19 protein-coding genes are annotated in these 18,572 nt (G+C 75.0%); 14 read left to right on the forward strand and 5 right to left on the reverse strand.

Annotated elements, in window-relative coordinates:
- Nucleotides 1-66: 66 nt before the first annotated feature.
- From M8C11_RS04205 to M8C11_RS04260, 11 genes are all read left to right on the forward strand, one after another.
- Nucleotides 67-861 carry an alpha/beta fold hydrolase gene (locus tag M8C11_RS04205; RefSeq protein WP_252448398.1) on the forward strand — a complete coding sequence of 265 codons (795 nt, stop codon included), beginning with the start codon at nucleotides 67-69 and terminating at the stop codon, nucleotides 859-861.
- Nucleotides 854-1,423, forward strand: a complete 570-nt coding sequence (locus M8C11_RS04210; protein WP_252448400.1) for a TetR-like C-terminal domain-containing protein — start codon at nucleotides 854-856, stop codon at nucleotides 1,421-1,423. The genes M8C11_RS04205 and M8C11_RS04210 overlap by 8 nt, the downstream gene beginning before the upstream one ends.
- Nucleotides 1,420-1,755, forward strand: a complete 336-nt coding sequence (locus tag M8C11_RS04215; RefSeq protein ID WP_252448402.1) for a YrdB family protein — start codon at nucleotides 1,420-1,422, stop codon at nucleotides 1,753-1,755. Before M8C11_RS04210 ends, M8C11_RS04215 begins: the two co-directional genes overlap by 4 nt.
- Nucleotides 1,756-1,870: 115 nt before the next feature.
- The gene (locus M8C11_RS04220) at nucleotides 1,871-3,502 is read left to right on the forward strand and encodes a hypothetical protein (protein ID WP_252448404.1); all 1,632 of its coding nucleotides are present in this window, start codon (nucleotides 1,871-1,873) and stop codon (nucleotides 3,500-3,502) included.
- A 29-nt stretch (nucleotides 3,503-3,531) separates the two neighbouring features.
- Nucleotides 3,532-4,929: an efflux RND transporter periplasmic adaptor subunit gene (locus M8C11_RS04225; RefSeq protein WP_252448406.1), complete on the forward strand. Its 1,398-nt coding sequence runs from the start codon at nucleotides 3,532-3,534 to the stop codon at nucleotides 4,927-4,929.
- The gene (locus tag M8C11_RS04230; RefSeq protein ID WP_252448407.1) at nucleotides 4,926-5,840 is read left to right on the forward strand and encodes an ABC transporter ATP-binding protein; all 915 of its coding nucleotides are present in this window, start codon (nucleotides 4,926-4,928) and stop codon (nucleotides 5,838-5,840) included. Before M8C11_RS04225 ends, M8C11_RS04230 begins: the two co-directional genes overlap by 4 nt.
- On the forward strand, nucleotides 5,837-7,021 hold the full coding sequence (locus M8C11_RS04235; protein WP_013288760.1) for an ABC transporter permease: 1,185 nt from the start codon (nucleotides 5,837-5,839) through the stop codon (nucleotides 7,019-7,021). The genes M8C11_RS04230 and M8C11_RS04235 overlap by 4 nt, the downstream gene beginning before the upstream one ends.
- Before the next feature lie 226 nt (nucleotides 7,022-7,247).
- Entirely contained in the window at nucleotides 7,248-7,457 is a 210-nt protein-coding gene (locus M8C11_RS04240) for a helix-turn-helix domain-containing protein (protein WP_013288759.1), read from the forward strand.
- A 221-nt stretch (nucleotides 7,458-7,678) separates the two neighbouring features.
- Nucleotides 7,679-7,780 carry a 30S ribosomal protein bS22 gene (locus tag M8C11_RS04245; RefSeq protein WP_007465623.1) on the forward strand — a complete coding sequence of 34 codons (102 nt, stop codon included), beginning with the start codon at nucleotides 7,679-7,681 and terminating at the stop codon, nucleotides 7,778-7,780.
- Nucleotides 7,781-7,900: 120 nt separating this feature from the next.
- Entirely contained in the window at nucleotides 7,901-8,974 is a 1,074-nt protein-coding gene (locus M8C11_RS04250) for an NAD-dependent epimerase/dehydratase family protein (RefSeq protein WP_120572965.1), read from the forward strand.
- 131 nt (nucleotides 8,975-9,105) lie between these two features.
- Nucleotides 9,106-10,254 (forward strand): lysophospholipid acyltransferase family protein, encoded by a 1,149-nt coding sequence (locus M8C11_RS04260; RefSeq protein ID WP_374667063.1) that lies wholly within the window; start codon nucleotides 9,106-9,108, stop codon nucleotides 10,252-10,254.
- 16 nt (nucleotides 10,255-10,270) lie between these two features.
- On the opposite strand, the gene M8C11_RS04265 is transcribed toward M8C11_RS04260, so the two are convergent.
- From M8C11_RS04265 to M8C11_RS04275, 3 genes are all read right to left on the reverse strand, one after another.
- Nucleotides 10,271-11,149 carry an HAD family phosphatase gene (locus M8C11_RS04265; RefSeq protein WP_252448409.1) on the reverse strand — a complete coding sequence of 293 codons (879 nt, stop codon included), beginning with the start codon at nucleotides 11,147-11,149 and terminating at the stop codon, nucleotides 10,271-10,273.
- Nucleotides 11,150-11,261: 112 nt separating this feature from the next.
- The gene (locus M8C11_RS04270; protein WP_120572968.1) at nucleotides 11,262-12,122 is read right to left on the reverse strand and encodes a DUF5667 domain-containing protein; all 861 of its coding nucleotides are present in this window, start codon (nucleotides 12,120-12,122) and stop codon (nucleotides 11,262-11,264) included.
- A gap of 292 nt (nucleotides 12,123-12,414) precedes the next feature.
- Entirely contained in the window at nucleotides 12,415-13,398 is a 984-nt protein-coding gene (locus M8C11_RS04275; protein ID WP_252448410.1) for an ECF subfamily RNA polymerase sigma factor, BldN family, read from the reverse strand.
- 495 nt (nucleotides 13,399-13,893) lie between these two features.
- Between M8C11_RS04275 and M8C11_RS04280 the strand changes: the two genes are divergently transcribed.
- From M8C11_RS04280 to M8C11_RS04290, 3 genes are read left to right on the forward strand one after another with little or no spacing between them, the layout of a single operon-like run.
- Nucleotides 13,894-15,570, forward strand: a complete 1,677-nt coding sequence (locus M8C11_RS04280; RefSeq protein ID WP_252448411.1) for an AMP-binding protein — start codon at nucleotides 13,894-13,896, stop codon at nucleotides 15,568-15,570.
- The gene (locus M8C11_RS04285) at nucleotides 15,560-15,814 is read left to right on the forward strand and encodes a glutaredoxin family protein (RefSeq protein ID WP_252448412.1); all 255 of its coding nucleotides are present in this window, start codon (nucleotides 15,560-15,562) and stop codon (nucleotides 15,812-15,814) included. The genes M8C11_RS04280 and M8C11_RS04285 overlap by 11 nt, the downstream gene beginning before the upstream one ends.
- 24 nt (nucleotides 15,815-15,838) lie before the next feature.
- Nucleotides 15,839-16,480 (forward strand): HAD family hydrolase, encoded by a 642-nt coding sequence (locus tag M8C11_RS04290; RefSeq protein ID WP_252448413.1) that lies wholly within the window; start codon nucleotides 15,839-15,841, stop codon nucleotides 16,478-16,480.
- A 9-nt stretch (nucleotides 16,481-16,489) separates the two neighbouring features.
- Here M8C11_RS04290 and M8C11_RS04295 read toward each other — a convergent pair whose 3' ends face one another.
- Both M8C11_RS04295 and M8C11_RS04300 read right to left on the reverse strand, forming a co-directional pair.
- Nucleotides 16,490-17,146 carry a response regulator transcription factor gene (locus M8C11_RS04295; RefSeq protein ID WP_252448414.1) on the reverse strand — a complete coding sequence of 219 codons (657 nt, stop codon included), beginning with the start codon at nucleotides 17,144-17,146 and terminating at the stop codon, nucleotides 16,490-16,492.
- Between the two features lie 66 nt (nucleotides 17,147-17,212).
- Complete coding sequence (locus M8C11_RS04300) at nucleotides 17,213-18,517, reverse strand: sensor histidine kinase (RefSeq protein WP_252448415.1); 1,305 nt, start codon at nucleotides 18,515-18,517, stop codon at nucleotides 17,213-17,215.
- Between the last annotated feature and the right edge of the window lie 55 nt (nucleotides 18,518-18,572).

An 18,572-nucleotide genomic window follows, 5' to 3' on the forward strand; every position in this document is an offset into this window, starting at 1 on the left:
GTGCGACCTCACCTCGGGTTGAGGTCAAGCTTGACGAGGTTGGCTAATGACATTAGCTTTACGGCTATGACGGTTAGCCAGGTGGTGCGGGACGGCGGCACGATCGCGTACGAGGTGCACGGATCGGGACCGCTCGTGGTCCTCGCGCACGGCATGGGGGACAACCGGGCCGCCTTCCGGCACCTGACGCCCCGGCTGGTCGCGGCCGGCTACCGGGTCGCCTCGGTCGACGTCCGCGGGCACGGCGACTCCAGCCCGCACTGGCCCACGTACGCCCCCGAGCACGTCGGCGGCGACCTGCTCGCCGTGGTGCGGGCGCTCGGCGGGGAGCCCGCCACCCTGGTCGGCAGCTCGTCCAGCGCCGCCGCGGTCGTCTTCGCCGCCGCCGAGGCGCCGGAACTGGTCAGCGGCATCGTGCAGATCGGCGCGTTCGTCGGCACCCCGAAGCCGAACCCGCTGATGCGGGTCGCGCAGGCCGCCGTACTCCGCAGTCCCCGCCTGTTCGGGCTGTTCCACCGCACGCTGTTCCCGTGCGGGCGCCCGGCGGACGACGCCGCGTACCGCAAGGAGATGGTCGCCAAGCTGCGCGGGCGGATGGCCGCGGTGCGCGGCGTGGTCGCGCCGGCCGACCCGCACTGGACCGCGCGGGCGCCCGAGGTGCGCCGCCCGGCGCTGGTGCTGATGGGCGCGAAGGACCCGGACTTCTCCGACCCGGGCGCCGAGGCGCGCGCCGCGCGGCGGCTGTTCGCCGTCGCCGAGGCGCGGATGGTCGCCGACTCCGGCCACTACCCGCACGCCGACCAGCCCGACGCCACCGCCGCCGACCTGGTCGAGTTCCTGGCGGTGACCGCACGTGCCTAGGGCCGGCCTGACCCCGGCGAGTGTCGTGCGGGAGGCCGCCGCGCTCGCCGACGAGGTCGGCTACGAGAAGCTGACGCTGGCCGCGCTCGCCGCCCGCCTCGGCGTCGCGCTGCCGAGCCTCTACAAGCACGTGCGGGGCGTGGACGCGCTGCACCAGAAGCTCGCCGTGCTCGCCACCGCCGAGATCGCCGACGTGCTCACGGGCGCCGCCGCGGGCCGGGCCGGTGGCGACGCGTTGCGCGCCGTCGCCGCCGCCTACCGGGCGTACGCGCGGCAGCACCCCGGCCGCTACCCGGCCGCCCAGCGGGCGCCCGACCCGGCCGACCCCGAACACCTGGCCGCCGGAGAGCGCGCGGTCGGCGCGGTCCGGGCCATCCTGCTCGGGTACGGCCTCGACGGCGACGCCGCGACCGACGCCATCCGGATGTTCCGGGCCGCCGTGCACGGTTTCGTCGCGCTGGAGGCGGCGCGCGGATTCGGGCTGCCCCGCGACACCGACCGCTCCTTCGACCAGATGATCGCCGGCCTGGACCGCGCCTACCGTTCCTGGGAGGACCGATGACCGCGCTGCTGCTGGGCGTGATCTTCCTGCTGGAGCTGGCCGTGCTCGGCTCGGCCGGGTACTGGGGCTTCACGCTCGACGCCGGCTGGCCGCTGCGCCTGCTCGCCGGGCTCGGTGCGCCGCTGGTGATCGCCGTGGTGTGGGGACTGTTCTGCTCACCGCGTGCCACGGTGACGCTGCCCGACCCGGCCAAGCTCGCCGTCCAGGCCGCCTGCTTCCTGGCCGGCGGCGTGCTGCTCGCCCTGGCCGGCCACGCGGCACCCGGCGTGGCACTGGTGGCCCTCTGGGCAGCCGACAAGACGGCGTTGACGCTGACCGGCACCCCGATCTGAGAGATCTTGGTACGAACCGGCCCCTATCAGGGCGCTTTCGTACCAAGATCTTGAGGCGAGGCGGAACACGGCGGGACTCTTTCCCGGAACGCCCGATTGGTCGTACCCTTCGCCGGTGACCGACGGCGACGAGCAGCCTCCCGGCCGGACGACGGACGGCGACGAGCCTCGTCCCACCGCCGACGCGAGCGCCGACAAGGCGAGCGCCGCCGAAACGAGCGCCGACAAGGCGAGCGCCGCCGACACGAGCACCGTCCACGTCAGCGCCAGCGCCGACCGCGCGGCCGACGCGAGCGCTGCCAACCTCAGCGCCGCCGCCGCCGCCCGCGCTGACGACACCCACGCCGAAAACGCCGCCACCTCTGCCGGCGTGGACGCCGCCGTCGACACCATCGCACCGGCACCGGCACCGGCACCGGACGCGGCGTCGTTGCCGCACTTCGCCGCTGGTCCGGCGCCGTACCCCGTACCCCTGGCGCAGCCGGACCCGGCGCGGACGGTGCGGCAACGGCGGCGGTGGCCGCTCTGGACCGCGCTCGGACTCGCGCTCGGCCTGGTGGCGGGCGCGGTGCCCGGCGTACTCCTGCGGGAGTCGGCGCCGGACGCGGCCGGGCGGTCGGCCGCGAAGCACGACCCGGGCACGGCGGCGCAGCGGCGGCTCGGCGAGCGGATGCTCGCGCTGCTCGACCGGCAGGCCGCCGCGCTCGTCGGCGCCGACCGGGCCGGCTTCCTCGCGATCGCCGAGCCGGCGGCCCGGCCCGCGCTGAGCCGCCGGTACGCGGCGCTGCGGGCACTGCGGGTCACGACCTGGCGGTCGGCGGCGGACGGGGTGCCGGCGGCGGTCGACGGGAAGCCGGGGGAGTGGCGGTTCGCGGTGACGGTCGGCTACTGCTTCGTGGTGCCGGAGTGCGCGCCGAGCACCGTGGAGCTGGGCACGCGCTGGCGGCTGGCGGGGGAGGAGCCCCGGCTGACCGCTGTGGACCCGGCGTCGACGGACCCGGCGGGCGTGCGTCCGTGGCAGGTGAACGACCTGGCGGTGGCGGTCGGCAAGCGGGTCGTGGTGGCCACCACGCCGGCCCAGCGCAGCCGGCTGCCCGGTCTGCTCGCCCAGGCCGAGACCGCCGCCCGGGCCGCGGACCGGTACGCGATCGGCGGCCGGCCGCCGGACCGGTACCTCGTCTACTACGCCGGGAAGGGGGAGTGGCAGCGCTGGTACGGCGGCGGGCGGCCGAAGTGGACCGCCGGCTACGCGGTGGGTGTCGGGGGTGGACGCCACGACGTGGTGCTCAACGCCCAGATCGTCACCCCGGCCGGCCTCGACGACCTGCTCCGGCACGAGCTGACCCACGCGGCCTCGCTGCCCGACCGGGGCTACGCCGACCGCGCGGACTGGTGGCTGGTGGAGGGGCTGGCCGAGTACGCCGGTGCAGACGGGCAGCCCGTGCACCGCTACGACGGCCTGACCGAGGTGCGGGACCTGCTGCGCGGCGGGTGGTCGGGGCGGCTGGACGCGGTGGCGCCCGCCGACGACGCGAGCGACGACCGGGTCGGTGGCGCGTACGGCGTCGGCTACCTGGCCGTACGGCATCTGGTCGACAGGTACGGCGAGCAGCGGATGCTGGACTTCTACCGGGCCGTGGTGCACCAGGGCCGGACCCCGGAGCAGGCCGCCGACGAGGTGTTCGGCGACCCGTGGTCGATGTTGCACGACGACTGCGTCGCCTACGTCCGGGCCGTCGTCGGCTGACACGTCGACGCCTGTCGACGGGTCGTAGCATGGGCCGGGTGGCCCGCACTCCCTCGCCGCGGCTGCCCGCGGCCCGCCGCCCCCGTCTCGTCACCGTCGTGCTCGCCGTCGTCGCGCTGACCGGCACGACCGCCGCGTCCTGCGGCGACGACGCCCCCGCGGTCACCGTCGCCGAGGTGGGCCGCGCGCCGGTCAGCGAGGTGATCGACGCCCCGGCCACGGTGACCGCGCGGGCCGCGGCCACGCTCACCGCACCGGCCGACGGCACGCTGGCCCGCCTGCGGGTCCAGCCGGGACAGCGGGTGACCCGGGGTCAGGTGCTCGCGGTGATCGACTCGCCGTCGGCCCGGGACCGTCTGGCAAAGGCGCGGGACGCGTTGCGCGCGGCGAAGCGGGCCGGGCGGGGCACCGGCACGGGTGACCTGGGCGGCAGCCTCCGCGGCACCGACCGGGCCGCCGACGAGGCGTTCGCCGCCGCCCGCGCCGCCGCCGGCAAGGTCGGCGACCCGCAGGTACGCGCCGCGCTGCTGCTCCAGGTCCAGTCGGCGCAGCGGCAGTACGAGTCCGCCGCCCGCGCCGCCGACCGGGCGGTCGCCCAGGTGCAGCGCGGCGTCGCGGGCCTGAACAGCGCCGTCGGCGCGCTGTCGGCCGCGCAACGACTCCAGGCCCAGCAGGCGTACGACCTGGCGAAGGCGACTGTGGACGCGCTGACGTTGCGCGCGCCGATCGCCGGTGTGGTGCAGCCGGGCGGCACCCGGGCGGCGGCACCGGCCGACCTGGCCGGGCTGCTCGGTGCTGCCGGTGGCGCGGCGGTGCCCGGTCTCGACCCGTCGGCGCTGGGCACGGGCGGGCAGGGCGGCCCGCCGCCGGGCGTGGACGACGCGATCCCGGCCGGTGGCCGGGTCACCGCCGGCACGCCCGTGCTCACGGTGGTGGACATCGGCCGGCTCGGCCTGCTCGCCGAGGTGGACGAGACCGACGTGCTGCTGGTCCGGGCCGGGGTGCCCGCGTCGGTCGAGCTGGACGCGGTGACCGGCGCGACGTACGACGCGACTGTGCGCTCGGTCGACGTGCTGCCCACCAGCTCGGCGCGGGGCGGCGTCACCTACCGGGTCCGGCTCGACCTCGGTGCCGGACGCCTCGGTGAGGCCGAGGCGGCACCGGCGCCCCGGCCCGGCATGAACGCGGTGGTGCGGCTGCGGGTGCGGGAGGCCGCCGACGCGGTGGCGGTGCCGGCGTCGGCCGTGTTCTCCGCCGACGGGCGGGACGCGGTCTGGGTGCTGCGCGACGGCCGGGCCGGCCGGGTGCCGGTGACGGTCGGCGTGCAGGGTCAGGACCTGGTGCAGATCGTCGACGGCGTACGGGCCGGTGACCGGGTGGTGGTGCGCGGCGCCGACCAGGTGCGCGACGGCCAGGAACTGCCGTGACCGTACCGGCGGTCGAGGCGGTCGACGTCTGGCGCACGTACGAGCTGGACGGGGTGTCGGTGTCCGCGCTGCGCGGGGTGTCGCTCACCATCGACCAGGGCGAGTACGTGGCGGTGATCGGGCCGTCCGGCTCGGGCAAGTCGACGCTGATGCACCTGCTCGGCGGGCTGGACCGGCCCAGCGGCGGCCGGCTGGTGATCGGCGGGCGGGACGTGACCACGCTCACCGCCCCGGAGCTGGCGACGCTGCGCAACGAGACCATCGGCTTCGTGTTCCAGGCGTTCCATCTGCTGGCCCGTACGTCGGCTGTGGACAACGTGGCGTTGCCGCTGGTCTACCGGGGTGTCGGGGCGCGGCAGCGGCGGGAGCGGGCGGCGGCGATGCTGGGCCGGGTCGGGCTCGACCACCGGCTGCACCACCGGCCCAACCAGCTCTCCGGCGGCGAGCAGCAGCGGGTGGCGATCGCCCGGGCGCTGGTCACCGAGCCGGCGGTGCTGCTCGCCGACGAGCCGACGGGCAACCTGGACAGCGCCACCGGCGAGGCGGTGCTGGAACTGCTCGAACGGCTGAACGCCGAGTCCGGGGTGGCGCTGGTGATGGTGACCCACGACCAGGAGGTGGCCGCCCGGGCGCACCGGCGCATCGCGGTACGGGACGGGCTGATCCGGTCCGACAGCCTTCATGATCGACCGCCGTCGGACGGCTCCGGCGTACCTGCGACACTGGACCCCGCTCCCAGCGCGGAGCCCCGGTCCGCGTCCGGAAGCGGCCCGGGGCACCCGCCCGGTGGCCCCGGTGGCGCCACCGGAGCCACCGGGCGCCTTCCGCGGAACGAGGAGCGCCTCCGGAACGAGGAGCGCCTTCCCCGGTCGGACGGCCGCCTCCCGCGAGGCGGGGGCGACGCCGGATGAGGCTGGCCGAGGCGTGGCGGGTGGCGTCGGACGCGCTGCGGGCCAACCGGATGCGCAGCCTGCTGACCATGCTCGGGGTGATCATCGGGGTGGCCTCGGTGGTGATCCTGGTGGCCATCGGCACCGGCACGAAACAGCAGGTCGAGCAGCAGGTCGAAGGGCTCGGCTCGAACCTGCTGCTGGTGGTGCCGGGCCGGATCGAGGTGGGCAACGCGCCGGTGGTCTCGCCGCTGGACCTCAGCGACGCCGACGCGGTCTCCCGGGTGGTCGGCGACCCCGGCCGGGTCGCCGTCACGGTGGCCTCCGGCGCGACCGCGCGGGCCGGCAACCGCTCCGACTTCACCACCGTGCAGGGCGTCCTGGAGACCACCCCGTCGGTGTTCACCCGGTCGCTGTCGCGGGGCCGCTACCTCACCGGGGCGGACGTGGACACCAGCCGCCGGGTGGCGGTGCTCGGCGACTCGGTGGCCCGGGCGCTCTTCCCCGACCGTGACCCGCTCGGCCAGCAGGTCACGCTGGCCGGCGTGCGGTTCCGGGTGATCGGCGTCTTCGCCCCGCTCGGGCAGAGCCTCGGCGTGGACCGGGACGACGAGGTGCACGTACCGGTGACGGCGGCGCAACGGCTGTGGGGCACGCAGCGCATCGACGGCATCGCGGTGAAGGCACCGGACCGGGAGCGGATCGACGAACTCGGTGACCGGATCGTGGCGGAGCTGTCCCGCCGGCACCCGGACACCGAGTTCAGCGCCGTCACCCAGCGGCAGATCCTCGGCGTGCTCGGCGACATCCTGGGCGTACTGACCGGTGTGCTGGCGGCCATCGCGGGCATCTCGCTGCTGGTCGGCGGCGTCGGTGTCTCCAACATCATGCTGGTCTCGGTACGCGAGCGGACCCGCGAGATCGGGCTGCGCAAGGCGGTGGGCGCCCGCCCCCGCGACATCGGCGTGCAGTTCCTGCTGGAGGCGGTGCTGCTCACCTCGGTGGGCGGCCTGACCGGGATGGCGCTGGGCGTGGGCACCGCGCTGCTCGTGGACGCGTTCTCGCCGATCCCGGCGGCGATCACCTGGTGGTCGCTGGCGCTGGCGTTCGGCGTGTCCGCGGCGGTCGGCATCGTCTTCGGCGTGGTGCCGGCGCAGCGGGCCGGACGGCTCGACCCGGTGGTGGCGCTGCGCGCGGAGTAGGTGGTGGCGCTGCGTGCCGAGTAGCCGGATCGGACGAGACACCCGTCCGGGCGAAAAAGCCCTGGTAGACATCGGGTGAACGGCTGTCTCGCCATGATCAAAGGGTGGAAGGGATCGCGCAGGTCACAGCCGTCCCGCTACCGTACTGGTTACACGCGCGTCGCTCGTCGAGGCGGGAACACCTGCCCGGTGACACGCGCCGGGCACGGGAATGGGTCGGTGAGCCATGGCCGGGTCGCAGTCCGACGCACGGCTGTCGGATGTCAGGTTCCTGACCGTCGCCGAGGTGGCGACGGTCATGCGGGTCTCCAAGATGACCGTCTACCGCCTTGTGCACAGCGGTGAGCTGACCGCCGTGCGGGTCGGCCGGTCGTTCCGGGTGCCCGAGCACGCCGTGCACGAATACCTCCGGGGCGCCTTCCAGGAGTCCGCCTGAGCACTCGCCGCGCCGGTCCGCCGAGTGCGACGAAAAGGGGCATCGACGGGGGCGCGTTGGTCCTGCTGACGCACTCCGGTTAGGCTGGGCCACGACCGTGACCGCTCTCTGGTGTGCCCTGCCCACCACGCTGGTCCGGTCCGTTGTCCGCAAGCGGTCACGGCGCCACCCGTGGTGGTGCCGTCCGGTCCGCCCCGCACGTTGCATCGAAAGGCTGTCGTATGGGCTCGGTGGTCAAGAAGCGCCGCAAGCGCATGGCTAAGAAGAAGCACCGCAAGCTGCTGCGCAAGACCCGCGTCCAGCGTCGCCGTCTCGGCAAGTGACCGGTGCCGGGCACTGGCCCGGCACCCGGCACCACTTGCCAACTGTCGACCCTCGGAGGCTCAGGTGATCAGGCCGTGGATGTCCCGGCTCGATCCCCCCTGCCGCGCTAGGCGCACGACATGACCCCCGGTGACACCTCCGGTGCCCCGGGGGTCGTCGTCGTCACCGGGGTCGGTCGCTGGCTCGGCGCCCACGTGGCCGCCCGGCTCGCCGCCGACGAGCGCATCGAGCGCGTCATCGGGGTCGACCCGGCGCCACCCAACCCCGAGCTGACCGACCTGCTCTCCGACGTCGAACGGATCCGCCTGGATCTCGACTCGCTCGGCGGCCTCCTGCTCGACCTCGACGTCGACACGGTGGTGCACCTGGCGCTCGTCACCGCCCCCGACCCGCAGCAGGGCGGCCGGGCGGGGATGAAGGAACAGAACGTCATCGGCACCATGCAGTTGCTCGCCGCCGCGCAACGCGCGCCCCGGCTGCGCAAGCTGGTGGTCCGCTCGTCCACCGCCGCGTACGGGGTGTCGTTCCGCGATCCGGCCGTCTTCACCGAGGAGACCGAGCCGCGGGAGGTGCCGCGCGGTGGTTTCGGCCGCGACATCCTCGACATCGAGGGGTACGTCCGCGGGTTCCGCCGCCGCCGGCCCGACGTCACCGCCACGGTGCTGCGCTTCGCGCCGTTCATCGGGTACGCCGCCGACACCACGCTCACCCGCTACTTCTCCCAGCCGGTGGTGCCCACCGTCTTCGGCCGCGACCCGCGCCTGCAGTTCGTGCACTTCGACGACGCGCTGGAGGTGCTGCACCGGTCCGTCGCCGAGGACCACCCGGGCACGTACAACGTCGCCGGGCCGGGAGTGCTGTCGCTGTCGCAGGCGATCCGCCGGGCCGGCCGGGTGGCGGTGCCGGTGCTGGAACCGGGCCTGGCCGGGGTCGCCGCCATCGCCCGCAGTCTGGGCTTCGGCGGGTACGGCTTGGACCAGGTGGACCTCTTCGTGCACGGTCGGGTGGTGGACACCAGCCGACTGGAGCGGGAGTACGGCTTCACGCCCCGCTCGACCGCCGCCGCGTTCGACGACTTCATCCGCGCCCACCACGGCGGCGTCGTGGTCACCCGGGACCAGCTCGCCGCCGCCGAGCAGCTGGTGCTGGAGAGCATCCGGCAGGTCCGCTCGTCGGTGCGGGAGCGCTCGTGAGCAGCCCCGACGAGCGGCGTGACGCGCGCTACGACGTACCGCTGGGTGTGCCGGATCCGGGCGCGGAGCCGGCGCGGCGCAACGGGCACCGCCGGGTGACCGCACCGTCCGCCCGCCCGGCCGCGCCGGCGATGGACGACGAGCCGGACACCTCCACCGACGAGCCGGGCGCCGCCGACGCGGGCGTTCCGGGCCCGGCCACGCCCCACCAGCCGGCGAAGAAGACGGTGGCCAAGAAGACGGTGGCCAAGAAGACGGTGGCCAAGAAGACGGTGGCCAAGAAGACGGTCGCCAAGAAGGCCGTCGCGAAGAAGGCCGTCGCCAAGAAGGCCGTCGCGAAGAAGGCCGTCGCGCGGCAGGCGCCCGCGGACGCGGCGCCGACCGGGAACGCGCCGGCCGGTGACACGCCGCCGGGCCCGGCCGTGGCCGACCGGCCCGGGGACCACTGGGACCGCAAGGTGGCCCAGGGGCTGGCGTTCCTGCGGCGGCGGCTCGCCGGCGACTACGAGGTCGACGAGTTCGGCTTCGACCCCGACCTGACCGACGCGGTGGTCCACCCGCTGGTCCGGCTGCTCTACCGGGACTGGTTCCGCACCGAGGTCACCGGCGTCGAGCACGTGCCCGCCGAGGGCGCCGGCCTGGTCGTCGGCAACCACTCCGGCACCGTGGCGCTCGACGCGCTGATCCTCTCCACCGCGCTGCACGACCGGCACCCGGCGCACCGCTACCTGCGGCTGCTCGGCGCCGACCTGGTGTTCCGGATGCCCGTCGTCTCCGAGATAGCGCGCAAGACCGGCGGCACCGTCGCGTGCAACCCGGACGCGGAGCGGCTGCTCGGCAACGGGGAACTGGTGGGCGTGTTCCCGGAGGGCTTCAAGGGCGTCGGCAAGCTCTACGCCGACCGCTACAAGCTCCAGCGCTTCGGGCGGGGCGGGTTCGTCTCGGCCGCGCTGCGGACCGGGACGCCGATCGTGCCGGTGGCGATCGTCGGCGGCGAGGAGATCTACCCGATGCTCGCCGACATCAAGCCGCTGGCCCGGCTGCTCAAACTGCCGTACTTCCCGGTCACGCCGACGTTCCCCTGGCTGGGGCCGCTGGGCATGGTCCCGCTGCCGAGCAAGTGGCTGATCGAGTTCTGCCCGCCGATCCCGACCGCGCACCTGCGCGACGCGGCGGACGACCCGCTCGTGGTGTTCAACCTCGCCGACCAGGTGCGGGAGACGATCCAGCAGACGCTGCACAAGCTGCTCGAACGCCGGCCGGACCCGTTCGGCCCCTGAGCCGGGGCGCGCCGGTTCAGGCGTCGCGGTGGCGGCGCCGGTGCAGCGCCAGGCCGGCCGTGACCGCGCCGGCGAGCAGCCCGGCGGCCGCGGTGGACGGCACGGCGATGCGTACGGCCCGCCGCCCCGTGCGGAAGTCGCGCACGTCCCAGCCCCGCTCGCGGGCCTGCCGCAGCAGCGCCGGATCGGGGTTCACCGCCACCGCGCGGCCGACCACGGAGAGCATCGGCAGGTCGTTCGCCGAGTCGCTGTAGGCGGCGCACCGGGCCAGGTCCAGCCCTTCCACGGCGGCGAGCTGGGTGACCGCCTCGGCCTTCGCCGGCCCGTGCATCAGATCGCCCACCAGCCGGCCGGTGTACGCGCCGTCGACCACCTCGGCCACCGTGCCGATCGCGCCGGTCAGGCCGAGCCGGGCCGCGATCACCCGGCCGATCTCGACCGGGGCGGCGCTGACCAGCCAGACCCGCTCACCCGCGTCGAGGTGACGCTGGGCCAGGCGACGGGTGCCCGCCCAGATGCGCGGCGCCATCAGCTCGTCGAAGATCTCGTCGGCGAGGCGTTCCATGTCGTCGACCCGCCAGCCCTCGACGAAGGCGAGCGCGGCGTCCTTGGCCTGCGACATGTCGCCCGCGTGCTCGGTGGCGAGCAGCCGGAACCGGGCCTGCTGCCAGGCGAACCGGGCCAGGTCACCGGTGGTGAAGTACTTCCGGGCGGCCAGCCCGCGGGCGAACCAGTAGATCGACGCGCCCTGCATCATCGTGTTGTCCACGTCGAAGAACGCGGCGGCCGTGGGGTCGGGCGTGACTGTGGTCGCCGGTGCCGACGGGGCCTCCGACCAGCCCGCGGTGTGCCCGTGCGCGTCGGTGCTGACGGTCACCTTCCGGCTTCCGGCCACGGCGACCTCCCTGCCTCGACGACCGCGTACGCCCTCCGCGTCGAGCGTATCCGGCACCGTGTGACGGCCTGGTGTCCGCCGGGAGAAGTGTGGCGCGCTACGCGCCCGCCGCTCAGCGGTCGGCCGGGCAGGTGGCCGGAGCGGGCCCGAGCGTGTCGCTGGCCTGCGGCGCGGGCAGCCCGCAGGCGATCGCCTCGCGGAGCGCGTCGGCGCGCTTGCCGGCCGCGTCGAGCAGGGCCAGCGAGCGGCGGGTGCGGTCCCGGTCGGCGTGGTCGGGCCGGTCGAGCAGGCCGCTGACCACCCGGCGCTGGCCGGCCAGGAACGTGTCCACCGCGTCCAGCGCCGCCGGGTCGGAGCGCTGCGCGGCGACGGTGGTCAGCAGGCGTACGCCCTGGCGGGTGTCCGCGTCCATGTCGTCGAGGACGGCGCTGAAGCCGAGCCGGTCGTCGCGGACCGAGGCGGCCTCGTCGAGCCGGGTGCGGGCGAAGTCGAGGAAGAGCTGCCCGCGGCTGATGTCCGAGCTGGCGAGCGCGAGCTGGGCGCGCTCGGTGGAGCGCTTCATGCCGTACAGGGCGTCACCGGGCAGCGCGTTCTCGCTGGCGGCGGAGATGCCGGACAGGGCGACCGCCCCGGCGGCCACGCCGACCAGGATCGCGCCCCGGGCCCGCGCCCGGCGGCCGGTGATGGCGGGCAGCAGCGCGCCGCGTACCCCGCTCGTGGTGGTGGTCCTGGCCGGCGTCCCGATGCCCTCGCGTTCGGCGGTGGCCACGAGCATCGCCCGCAGGCCGGTACGGAACTCGGCGTCCACCTCGACGTCGGGCCGCTCGGTCGTGAGCCGGCGGCTCACCTCGACGAGTGCGGTGAGTTCACCGTCCGCCTTGGACCGGACGTGGTGCCGGCGTCCGCCGTTGGCCTCGTCGAGGAGTTGCGCGAAGCGCTCGGCCCGCCGACGGGAGAAGAGGTCGCTGTCCACCGCGGCACCCCCTCTCGCTGGTCACGGCCGGGCGGCCGTCGTCGTCACCAGCGACCGGTGGCAGCGTGTGGCGCAGAGCCGACCGGGACGGCCGACCTGACCCGCCGGACCGGGTGGCCCGGGGGACGCCGGGACAACCACTGGTCGCACCCGGAGAAACGGACCGCGCCGGTCGCCGGTTACGGCTGGGACGGCGGCGAAATCACCAAGAGTGATCGGCTCGCCTGGGGCGTCGGGCACACGACAGCGCCCGGCGCCTGCGCCGGTGGAGAAGGACGGGTGTGTCTGCCGCTCAGGAGTGGAAGCCGTCGGGCAGCAGCCGGGCCAGCGCCCGGACCGCCCGGTACTGCAGGGCCTTGATGGCGCCCTCGTTCTTGCCCATGGCGCGGGCCGTCTCGGCCACCGAGAAGCCCTGGAGGAACCGCAGCACGATGCACTCCTGCTGCTCCGGGTTGAGCTGCTTGACGGCGGTCAGCAGGGCGACGTTCGTGATGTGCTCCACCACCGCCGCCTCCGGGCTGCCCTCGGGCCCGCGGTCCTCCCGGTCGGCGTCCAGGACGTCACCCGTGGTGACCTCCAGGCGGTAGCGCCCGGACTTGAAGTGGTCGGCGACCAGGTTGCGGGCGATGGTGACCAGCCAGGCGCCGAGGTCGCGCCCTTGCCAGGTGAAGCTGCCGATCCGCTTGAGCGCCCGCAGGAACGTGTCGGAGGTGAGGTCCTCGGCGAGCTGGCGGTTGCCGACCCGGAAGTAGACGAACCGGAAGACGGTGTCGACGTACCGGTCGTAGATCAGCCCGAACGCCTCGGACTCGCCGGCCTGCGCGCGCTCGACCAGCGTCCACACCTCGGTGGCCGGGTCGGACGGGTCGGGGCGGCTGGGGAAGCCGGTGGCGGGCGCGGGCGCGGGGGCGGCCGGCACGGCGGGCAGGACGGCGGTGTCGCCGGTGGTCACCGCCGGCAGGACAGCGGTCTCGGCGGCGGACGGCTCGGCCCCGGTCGCCGCGTCGCCGCGCCGTGCCTGGGCCGGCATGGTCGGGCGGGTCGGGCTGCCCAGGCGGCCGGCCGCGGGCTTCGCGTTGCCGCCCGGGGTCGCGGGGCGGGGCGGCGCCTCGTTCGTGTGGTGCGCGCGGCTGCGTACCCGCCGCCCGTCGCCGCGTACCGCGAGCTGTCCGTCGGCGCCCCGTGGGCCGGGGGGGTCCGCGCGCTCGTTGAGCGGGTTGCGCTGTGTCGGGCCGGTGACGCCGGCCGGTCGTTCGGCGTAACCGAAGGTGGTCACCGCGCCTCCCCAGGCTGAGCGGACAGGGACCGCGCCGGAGGACCGGGTGTCACCCGGTCGGGCACGGCCGGGTCGGGACGTGCCGGCGGGCGGCAGATCCCCTTGAGGTGCTGGTCCAATGCGCTCACGGGCACGGGGGCCTCCTCGGGCTGAGGGGTGTCGACTCACGGCAAATGGGGTGAGCCGACCCGAGTGATGATAGGGCCAACGTCACCCACGCGTGGCAAGTCCGTTACACAGAGCGGAAGTATTTCCCGCCAGGTCGCACACATGGCGGACCCGTTGTCCGTCGTGTGTGGTTGACTTTCGCGCCGGAACCTGGTCCGGAGTGGAAAGTCCTGGTCGGAGCCGATTTTCTTTTCGCTCGGCGTGTCGCGGGAGGGGTGCGGCCGGGTCGACTCCGGCTGCCCGCCCCGGCATCGGTGGAGATCCTCATCCCGTGGTCAGGAATCCCACCGTACGGCAATTGCAGTCCCGTGCGGCGGACCCCACGCGGTGTTCGGGCATGGCCCGGCGGACCCGGCTGTGCCAGACTCAGCCACCGTGCAGGACGCCGCCGAAAGCTCCGCGCCGAACCTCGCCGACCGGCTCCGCGACGCCGCCGCGCGGCGGGGCGACCGGGCCGCGCTGCACTGGCGCGACCGGACGCTGACCTGGTCCGAGCTGGACGACGCGGTCACCGCCACCGCCCGAGCGCTGCTCGCCGACGCGCCACCGGCCGACGGCACCGGCCACCCGCCCCGGGCGGCGATCGCGTTCGGCAACACACCGGACTTCGTCGTCACGTACCTCGCCGCGCTCCGGGCCGGACTGGTGGCCGTACCGGTCAACCCCACGCTCACCGCCCGCGAGCTGCGGCACGTGCTCGCCGACTCCGGTGCCGCCGTGCTGGTCGGCGCGCCCGAGGTGACCGCGCGGGTGGACGCCGCCGAACTGCCCGCGCTGCGCGCCGTGCACACCGCGCCGCCGGTCGCCGACGACGACCCGCCGGACGGGTATCGGGCCCGCTCCGGTGACGACCTGGCCGTCCTGCTCTACACCTCCGGCACCGAGGGCCGGCCCAAGGGCGCGATGCTGTCGCACCGGGCGCTCGCCGCCAACCACGACCAGGTCGACCGCATCGAACCGCCGGTGGTCGGCCCCGACGACGTCGTGCTGCTCGCCCTTCCGCTGTTCCACGCGTACGGGCTGAACTCCGCGCTCGGCGCCGTCGTGCGGCACGGCGCGACAGGCGTGCTCGTCGACGAGCCCGGTCCGGCCGGCGCGCTGGACGAGATCGCCCGGCACCGGGTCACGGTCCTCGTCGGCGTACCGTCGATGTTCCTGACCTGGGCCGAGGCGGCGCGTGATCCGGCCGCGGCGCTCGCCTCCGTGCGCGTCGCGGTCTGCGGCGCGGCGCCGCTGCCGCTCGCGGCCGGCGCGCGTTTCACCGAGCTGACCGGGCACCCGGTGCACGTCGGCTACGGGCTCACCGAGACCGCGCCGGTGCTCACCTCGACGCTCGTCGGCGGCGAGCCGAAACCGGGCTCGATCGGCCGCCCGCTGCCCGGCGTCGGGCTGCGCCTGACCGGTTCCGACGGCGTCGAGCTGTGGCGCGACGGGGTGCCCGCCGACGCCCCCGACGAGGACGAGATGGACCTCTCCGACGAGCCGGGCGGCACCGACCCCGGGCAGATCGTGGTACGCGGACCGAACCTGTTCGCCGGCTACTGGCCGGACGGGCGGGGCGGGCCGGACCCGGACGGCTGGTGGGCCACCGGTGACATGGCGTACGCCGACGCCGACGGCGACCTGTTCCTGGTCGACCGCCTCGGCGAGCTGATCCTGGTCAACGGCTTCAACGTCTACCCGCACGAGGTGGAGCTGGTGCTCCAGGCGCACCCCGGGGTGGCCGAGTCGGCCGTCCTGGGCGTGCCGCACCCGCGGACCGGCGAGACTGTGCGGGCGTACGTGGTCCGGGCGGCCGGTCCGCCGGTGACGGCGGAGGAACTGCTCGCCCACTGCGCGCGTAACCTGGCCCGGTTCAAGTGCCCGACCGCCGTCGAGTTCGTCGACAGCCTGCCGTACTCGGCGATCGGGAAGGTACGCAAGACCGAGCTGCGCCCGGCGCCCGCGGTGCCGTCGCCGGCGCCGCCGACCGAGATCCGCACGGAGGTATCCGATGTCCAGTGACGCGAGGCTCATTCTGATCACCCGGCCCGGCTGCCACCTGTGCGACGACGCGAAGGCCGCGCTCGACCGGGTGGTGGCGGTCACCGGCGACCGCTGGGTGGAGCGGGACGTCACCGGGGACCTGGAGATGGAGCGCGACTACGGCGACCGGCTGCCGGTGGTGCTGCTCGACGGCAAGGAGCACGGCTACTGGCGGGTCGAGGAGGACCGGCTGCTGCGCGACCTGACGACGCCGCAGCTCTAGCCTTAGAGTGCTCGGGTGACGGGTATGCGACGCCACCTCGTGTGGGACTGGAACGGAACGCTCCTCGACGACCTCGACCTGGTGGTCCAGGCCACGAACGTCGCCTTCGCCAGCGCCGGCGGACCGGCGGTCACGGCGGCGGAGCACCGGGTGCGGTTCCGGCGGCCGATCGCCGACTACTACGCCGAGATGCTCGGCCGGGCAGTGGACGCCGAGGCGTTCGGCACGCTCGACCGGGTCTTCCACGACGCGTACCGGGCCGGGCTGACCACCTGTGCCCTGGCCGCCGACGCCACCGCCGCGATCGAGGCCTGGGAGGGCAGCCAGTCGCTGCTGTCCATGTGGTTCCACGACGAGCTGGTGCCGACCGTGCACACGTACGGGCTGACGCCGCACTTCCGCCGGGTGGACGGGCTGCGCGCCACAGTCGGCGGCGGGCGCAAGGCCGAGTGGCTGGAGAAGCACCTGGCCGAGCTGGGGCTGGGCGGGCACGAGGTGGTGCTGATCGGCGACTCGATCGACGACGCCGACGCCGCCGCCTCGGTCGGTGCCCGCTGCGTCCTCTACACCGGTGGCCTGTCCGACCCGGACCGGCTGCGCGGCAGCGGCCACCCGGCCGCCGACACGCTCACCGAGGCGGTGACACTGGCCCGCACGCTCGCCTGACCCGCCCGGTCAGGCGCGCAGGTGGGCCAGGACGGCCAGGACGCGGCGGTGGTGGGTGGTCGCGTCCGGGGGCAGGTCGAGCTTGGTGAAGATGTTGCGGACGTGCTTCTCGACCGCGCCGTCGCTGACCACGAGCGTCCGGGCGATGGCGGTGTTCGAGCGGCCCTCGGCCATCAGCGCCAGCACCTCGCGCTCGCGCGGGGTCAGCGACGCCAGCGGGTCGTCGCGCCGCCGCCGGACCAGCAACTGGCTGATCACCTCCGGGTCGAGCACGGTGCCGCCGGCCGCCACCCGGGCCAGTCCGTCCAGGAACTCGTCGATCGCGGCGACCCGGTCCTTGAGCAGGTAGCCGATGCCGCCGCCGGCGCCGCCCGCGGTGTCCAGCAGGTCGTCGGCGTACGACACCTCGACGTACTGGGAGAGCACCAGGATCGGCGTGCCCGGCACCCGGCGGCGGGCCTCCACCGCGGCGCGCAGTCCCTCGTCGGTGTGTGACGGCGGCATCCGCACGTCCACCACCGAGATGTCGGGCCGGTGCGCCACCACCGCCTCGACCAGCGCGTCACCGTCACCGACGGCCGCCACCACCTCGTGCCCGAACTCGGTCAGCAGCCGGACCAGCCCCTCCCGGAGCAGTACGGCGTCGTCCGCGATCACCACCCGCATGGGTCCGGTGTCTATCACGCCCGGACCCGGTGGCCGCCCGGCGGCCCCGGATCCGGGCGAACCGGGTCACCTCGGCAGCTCGGCGTGGATCCGGGTCGGCCCGCCGGCCGGGCTGTCCACCTCCAGCGTGCCGCCCGCCGCCCGGACCCGGTCGGCGATGCCGCTGAGCCCGTGCCCCTTGGCCACGTGCGCGCCACCGTCTCCGTCGTCGGTGACGGTGATCTCCAGCCGGCCCACCTTCCGGGTGACCTCGACCCGGCAGGCGGTCGCCCGGCTGTGCTTCGAGACGTTCGTCAGGGCCTCGGCCACCACGAAGTACGCGGTGCTCTCCAGCCCCGGGTCGAGCCGGCCGGCGGCGGTGCCCAGGTCGTCGTCGAGCGCAAGTTCGGTGGGCACCAGGGCGCGGGCGGCGAGCGCGGCGAGCGCGCTGGGCAGGCCCCGGTCGACCAGGATCGGCGGCGCGATGCCCCGGGACAGGGCACGCAGCTCGTCCAGCGTCTCCCGGGTCTGGGCGACCGCCTCGTCCAGCGTCTGCCGGGCCGCCTCCGGATCGGCGGTGAGCTGGTGGCGGGCCCGGCCGAGGTCCATGGCGAGCCGGACCAGCCGCTGCTGCGGGCCGTCGTGGATGTCGCGCTCCAGCCGGCGCAGCGCGACCGCCTCGGCCGAGGCGGCGGCCCGCTTCTGCTCCTCCAGCGTGACGATCCGCTGCCGCATCTCGGCCACGCCGGTGAGCAGCGAGTACGCCAGCCCGGCCTGGAGCCGGGCGCAGCCGCGCGCCATCAGCGGGAGAGTGAACAGGGCGAACAGCCCGATCGCGGTGTTCAGGGCGATCCGCGCGCCGGGGCCGTCGCCCATCCCGAGGAGCTGGCTCAGGTCCTGTTCGCCGGCGCCACGCGGGATGGCCCAGTCGTAGGTGATGTAGAGCGTGCCGCCCAGGGCCAGCACCCACCACACCACCAGCACCACGAACGTGGGCACCGCCACCAGCAACCGGAGGAACGCGTGCAGCAGGTCGAGCCACGACTGCACGTCCCGGATCGGGGTGAACACCCGCCGCCAGAACCCGGCGCCCGGCTCCGGCGTGCGGTAGACCGGCCGTACCCGGGGCCGGTCCAGCACCCCGGCGAGCCGGAGCCGCTCGATGTCGGCCAGCCCGCGGGCCGCGTAGAGGAAGCCGGCGAGGATCGGCAGGCCGAGCGTGGTCACCAGCAGCCCGGCGCTGAGTGAGATCCCCACCACTGCCAGCACGAAGCCGACGAGCGCCAGCGGGAAGCCCACCAGTACGTAGGTGGTCTCGCGGGCGAGGCGGCGCAGGAGCCCGTGGACGGGGGACAGCGGAGTGGGCGCGGTGGCGAGTGGTGCGGCGGTCATGGTTCGAGGCTATGGGCGCGCGCCCCGCCCACCCATCCCGCACGCTGGCCTTTCG

This window comes from Micromonospora sp. CPM1 (assembly GCF_023896895.1).
GTDB classification, from domain to species: Bacteria; Actinomycetota; Actinomycetes; order Mycobacteriales; family Micromonosporaceae; genus Micromonospora; species Micromonospora tulbaghiae.

Excerpts from the sequence above, each read along its gene's own strand:
- M8C11_RS04240 (WP_013288759.1), top strand. The coding sequence starts at position 7,248 with ATGGCCGGGTCGCAGTCCGACGCACGGCTGTCGGATGTCAGGTTCCTG.
- M8C11_RS04250 (WP_120572965.1), top strand. The coding sequence starts at position 7,901 with ATGACCCCCGGTGACACCTCCGGTGCCCCGGGGGTCGTCGTCGTCACC.
- M8C11_RS04205 (WP_252448398.1), top strand. The coding sequence starts at position 67 with ATGACGGTTAGCCAGGTGGTGCGGGACGGCGGCACGATCGCGTACGAG.
- M8C11_RS04290 (WP_252448413.1), top strand. The coding sequence starts at position 15,839 with ATGCGACGCCACCTCGTGTGGGACTGGAACGGAACGCTCCTCGACGAC.
- M8C11_RS04235 (WP_013288760.1), top strand. The coding sequence starts at position 5,837 with ATGAGGCTGGCCGAGGCGTGGCGGGTGGCGTCGGACGCGCTGCGGGCC.
- M8C11_RS04285 (WP_252448412.1), top strand. The coding sequence starts at position 15,560 with ATGTCCAGTGACGCGAGGCTCATTCTGATCACCCGGCCCGGCTGCCAC.
- M8C11_RS04215 (WP_252448402.1), top strand. The coding sequence starts at position 1,420 with ATGACCGCGCTGCTGCTGGGCGTGATCTTCCTGCTGGAGCTGGCCGTG.
- M8C11_RS04295 (WP_252448414.1), bottom strand. The coding sequence starts at position 17,146 with ATGCGGGTGGTGATCGCGGACGACGCCGTACTGCTCCGGGAGGGGCTG.
- M8C11_RS04260 (WP_374667063.1), top strand. The coding sequence starts at position 9,106 with ATGGACGACGAGCCGGACACCTCCACCGACGAGCCGGGCGCCGCCGAC.
- M8C11_RS04245 (WP_007465623.1), top strand. The coding sequence starts at position 7,679 with ATGGGCTCGGTGGTCAAGAAGCGCCGCAAGCGCATGGCTAAGAAGAAG.
- M8C11_RS04300 (WP_252448415.1), bottom strand. The coding sequence starts at position 18,517 with ATGACCGCCGCACCACTCGCCACCGCGCCCACTCCGCTGTCCCCCGTC.
- M8C11_RS04225 (WP_252448406.1), top strand. The coding sequence starts at position 3,532 with ATGGGCCGGGTGGCCCGCACTCCCTCGCCGCGGCTGCCCGCGGCCCGC.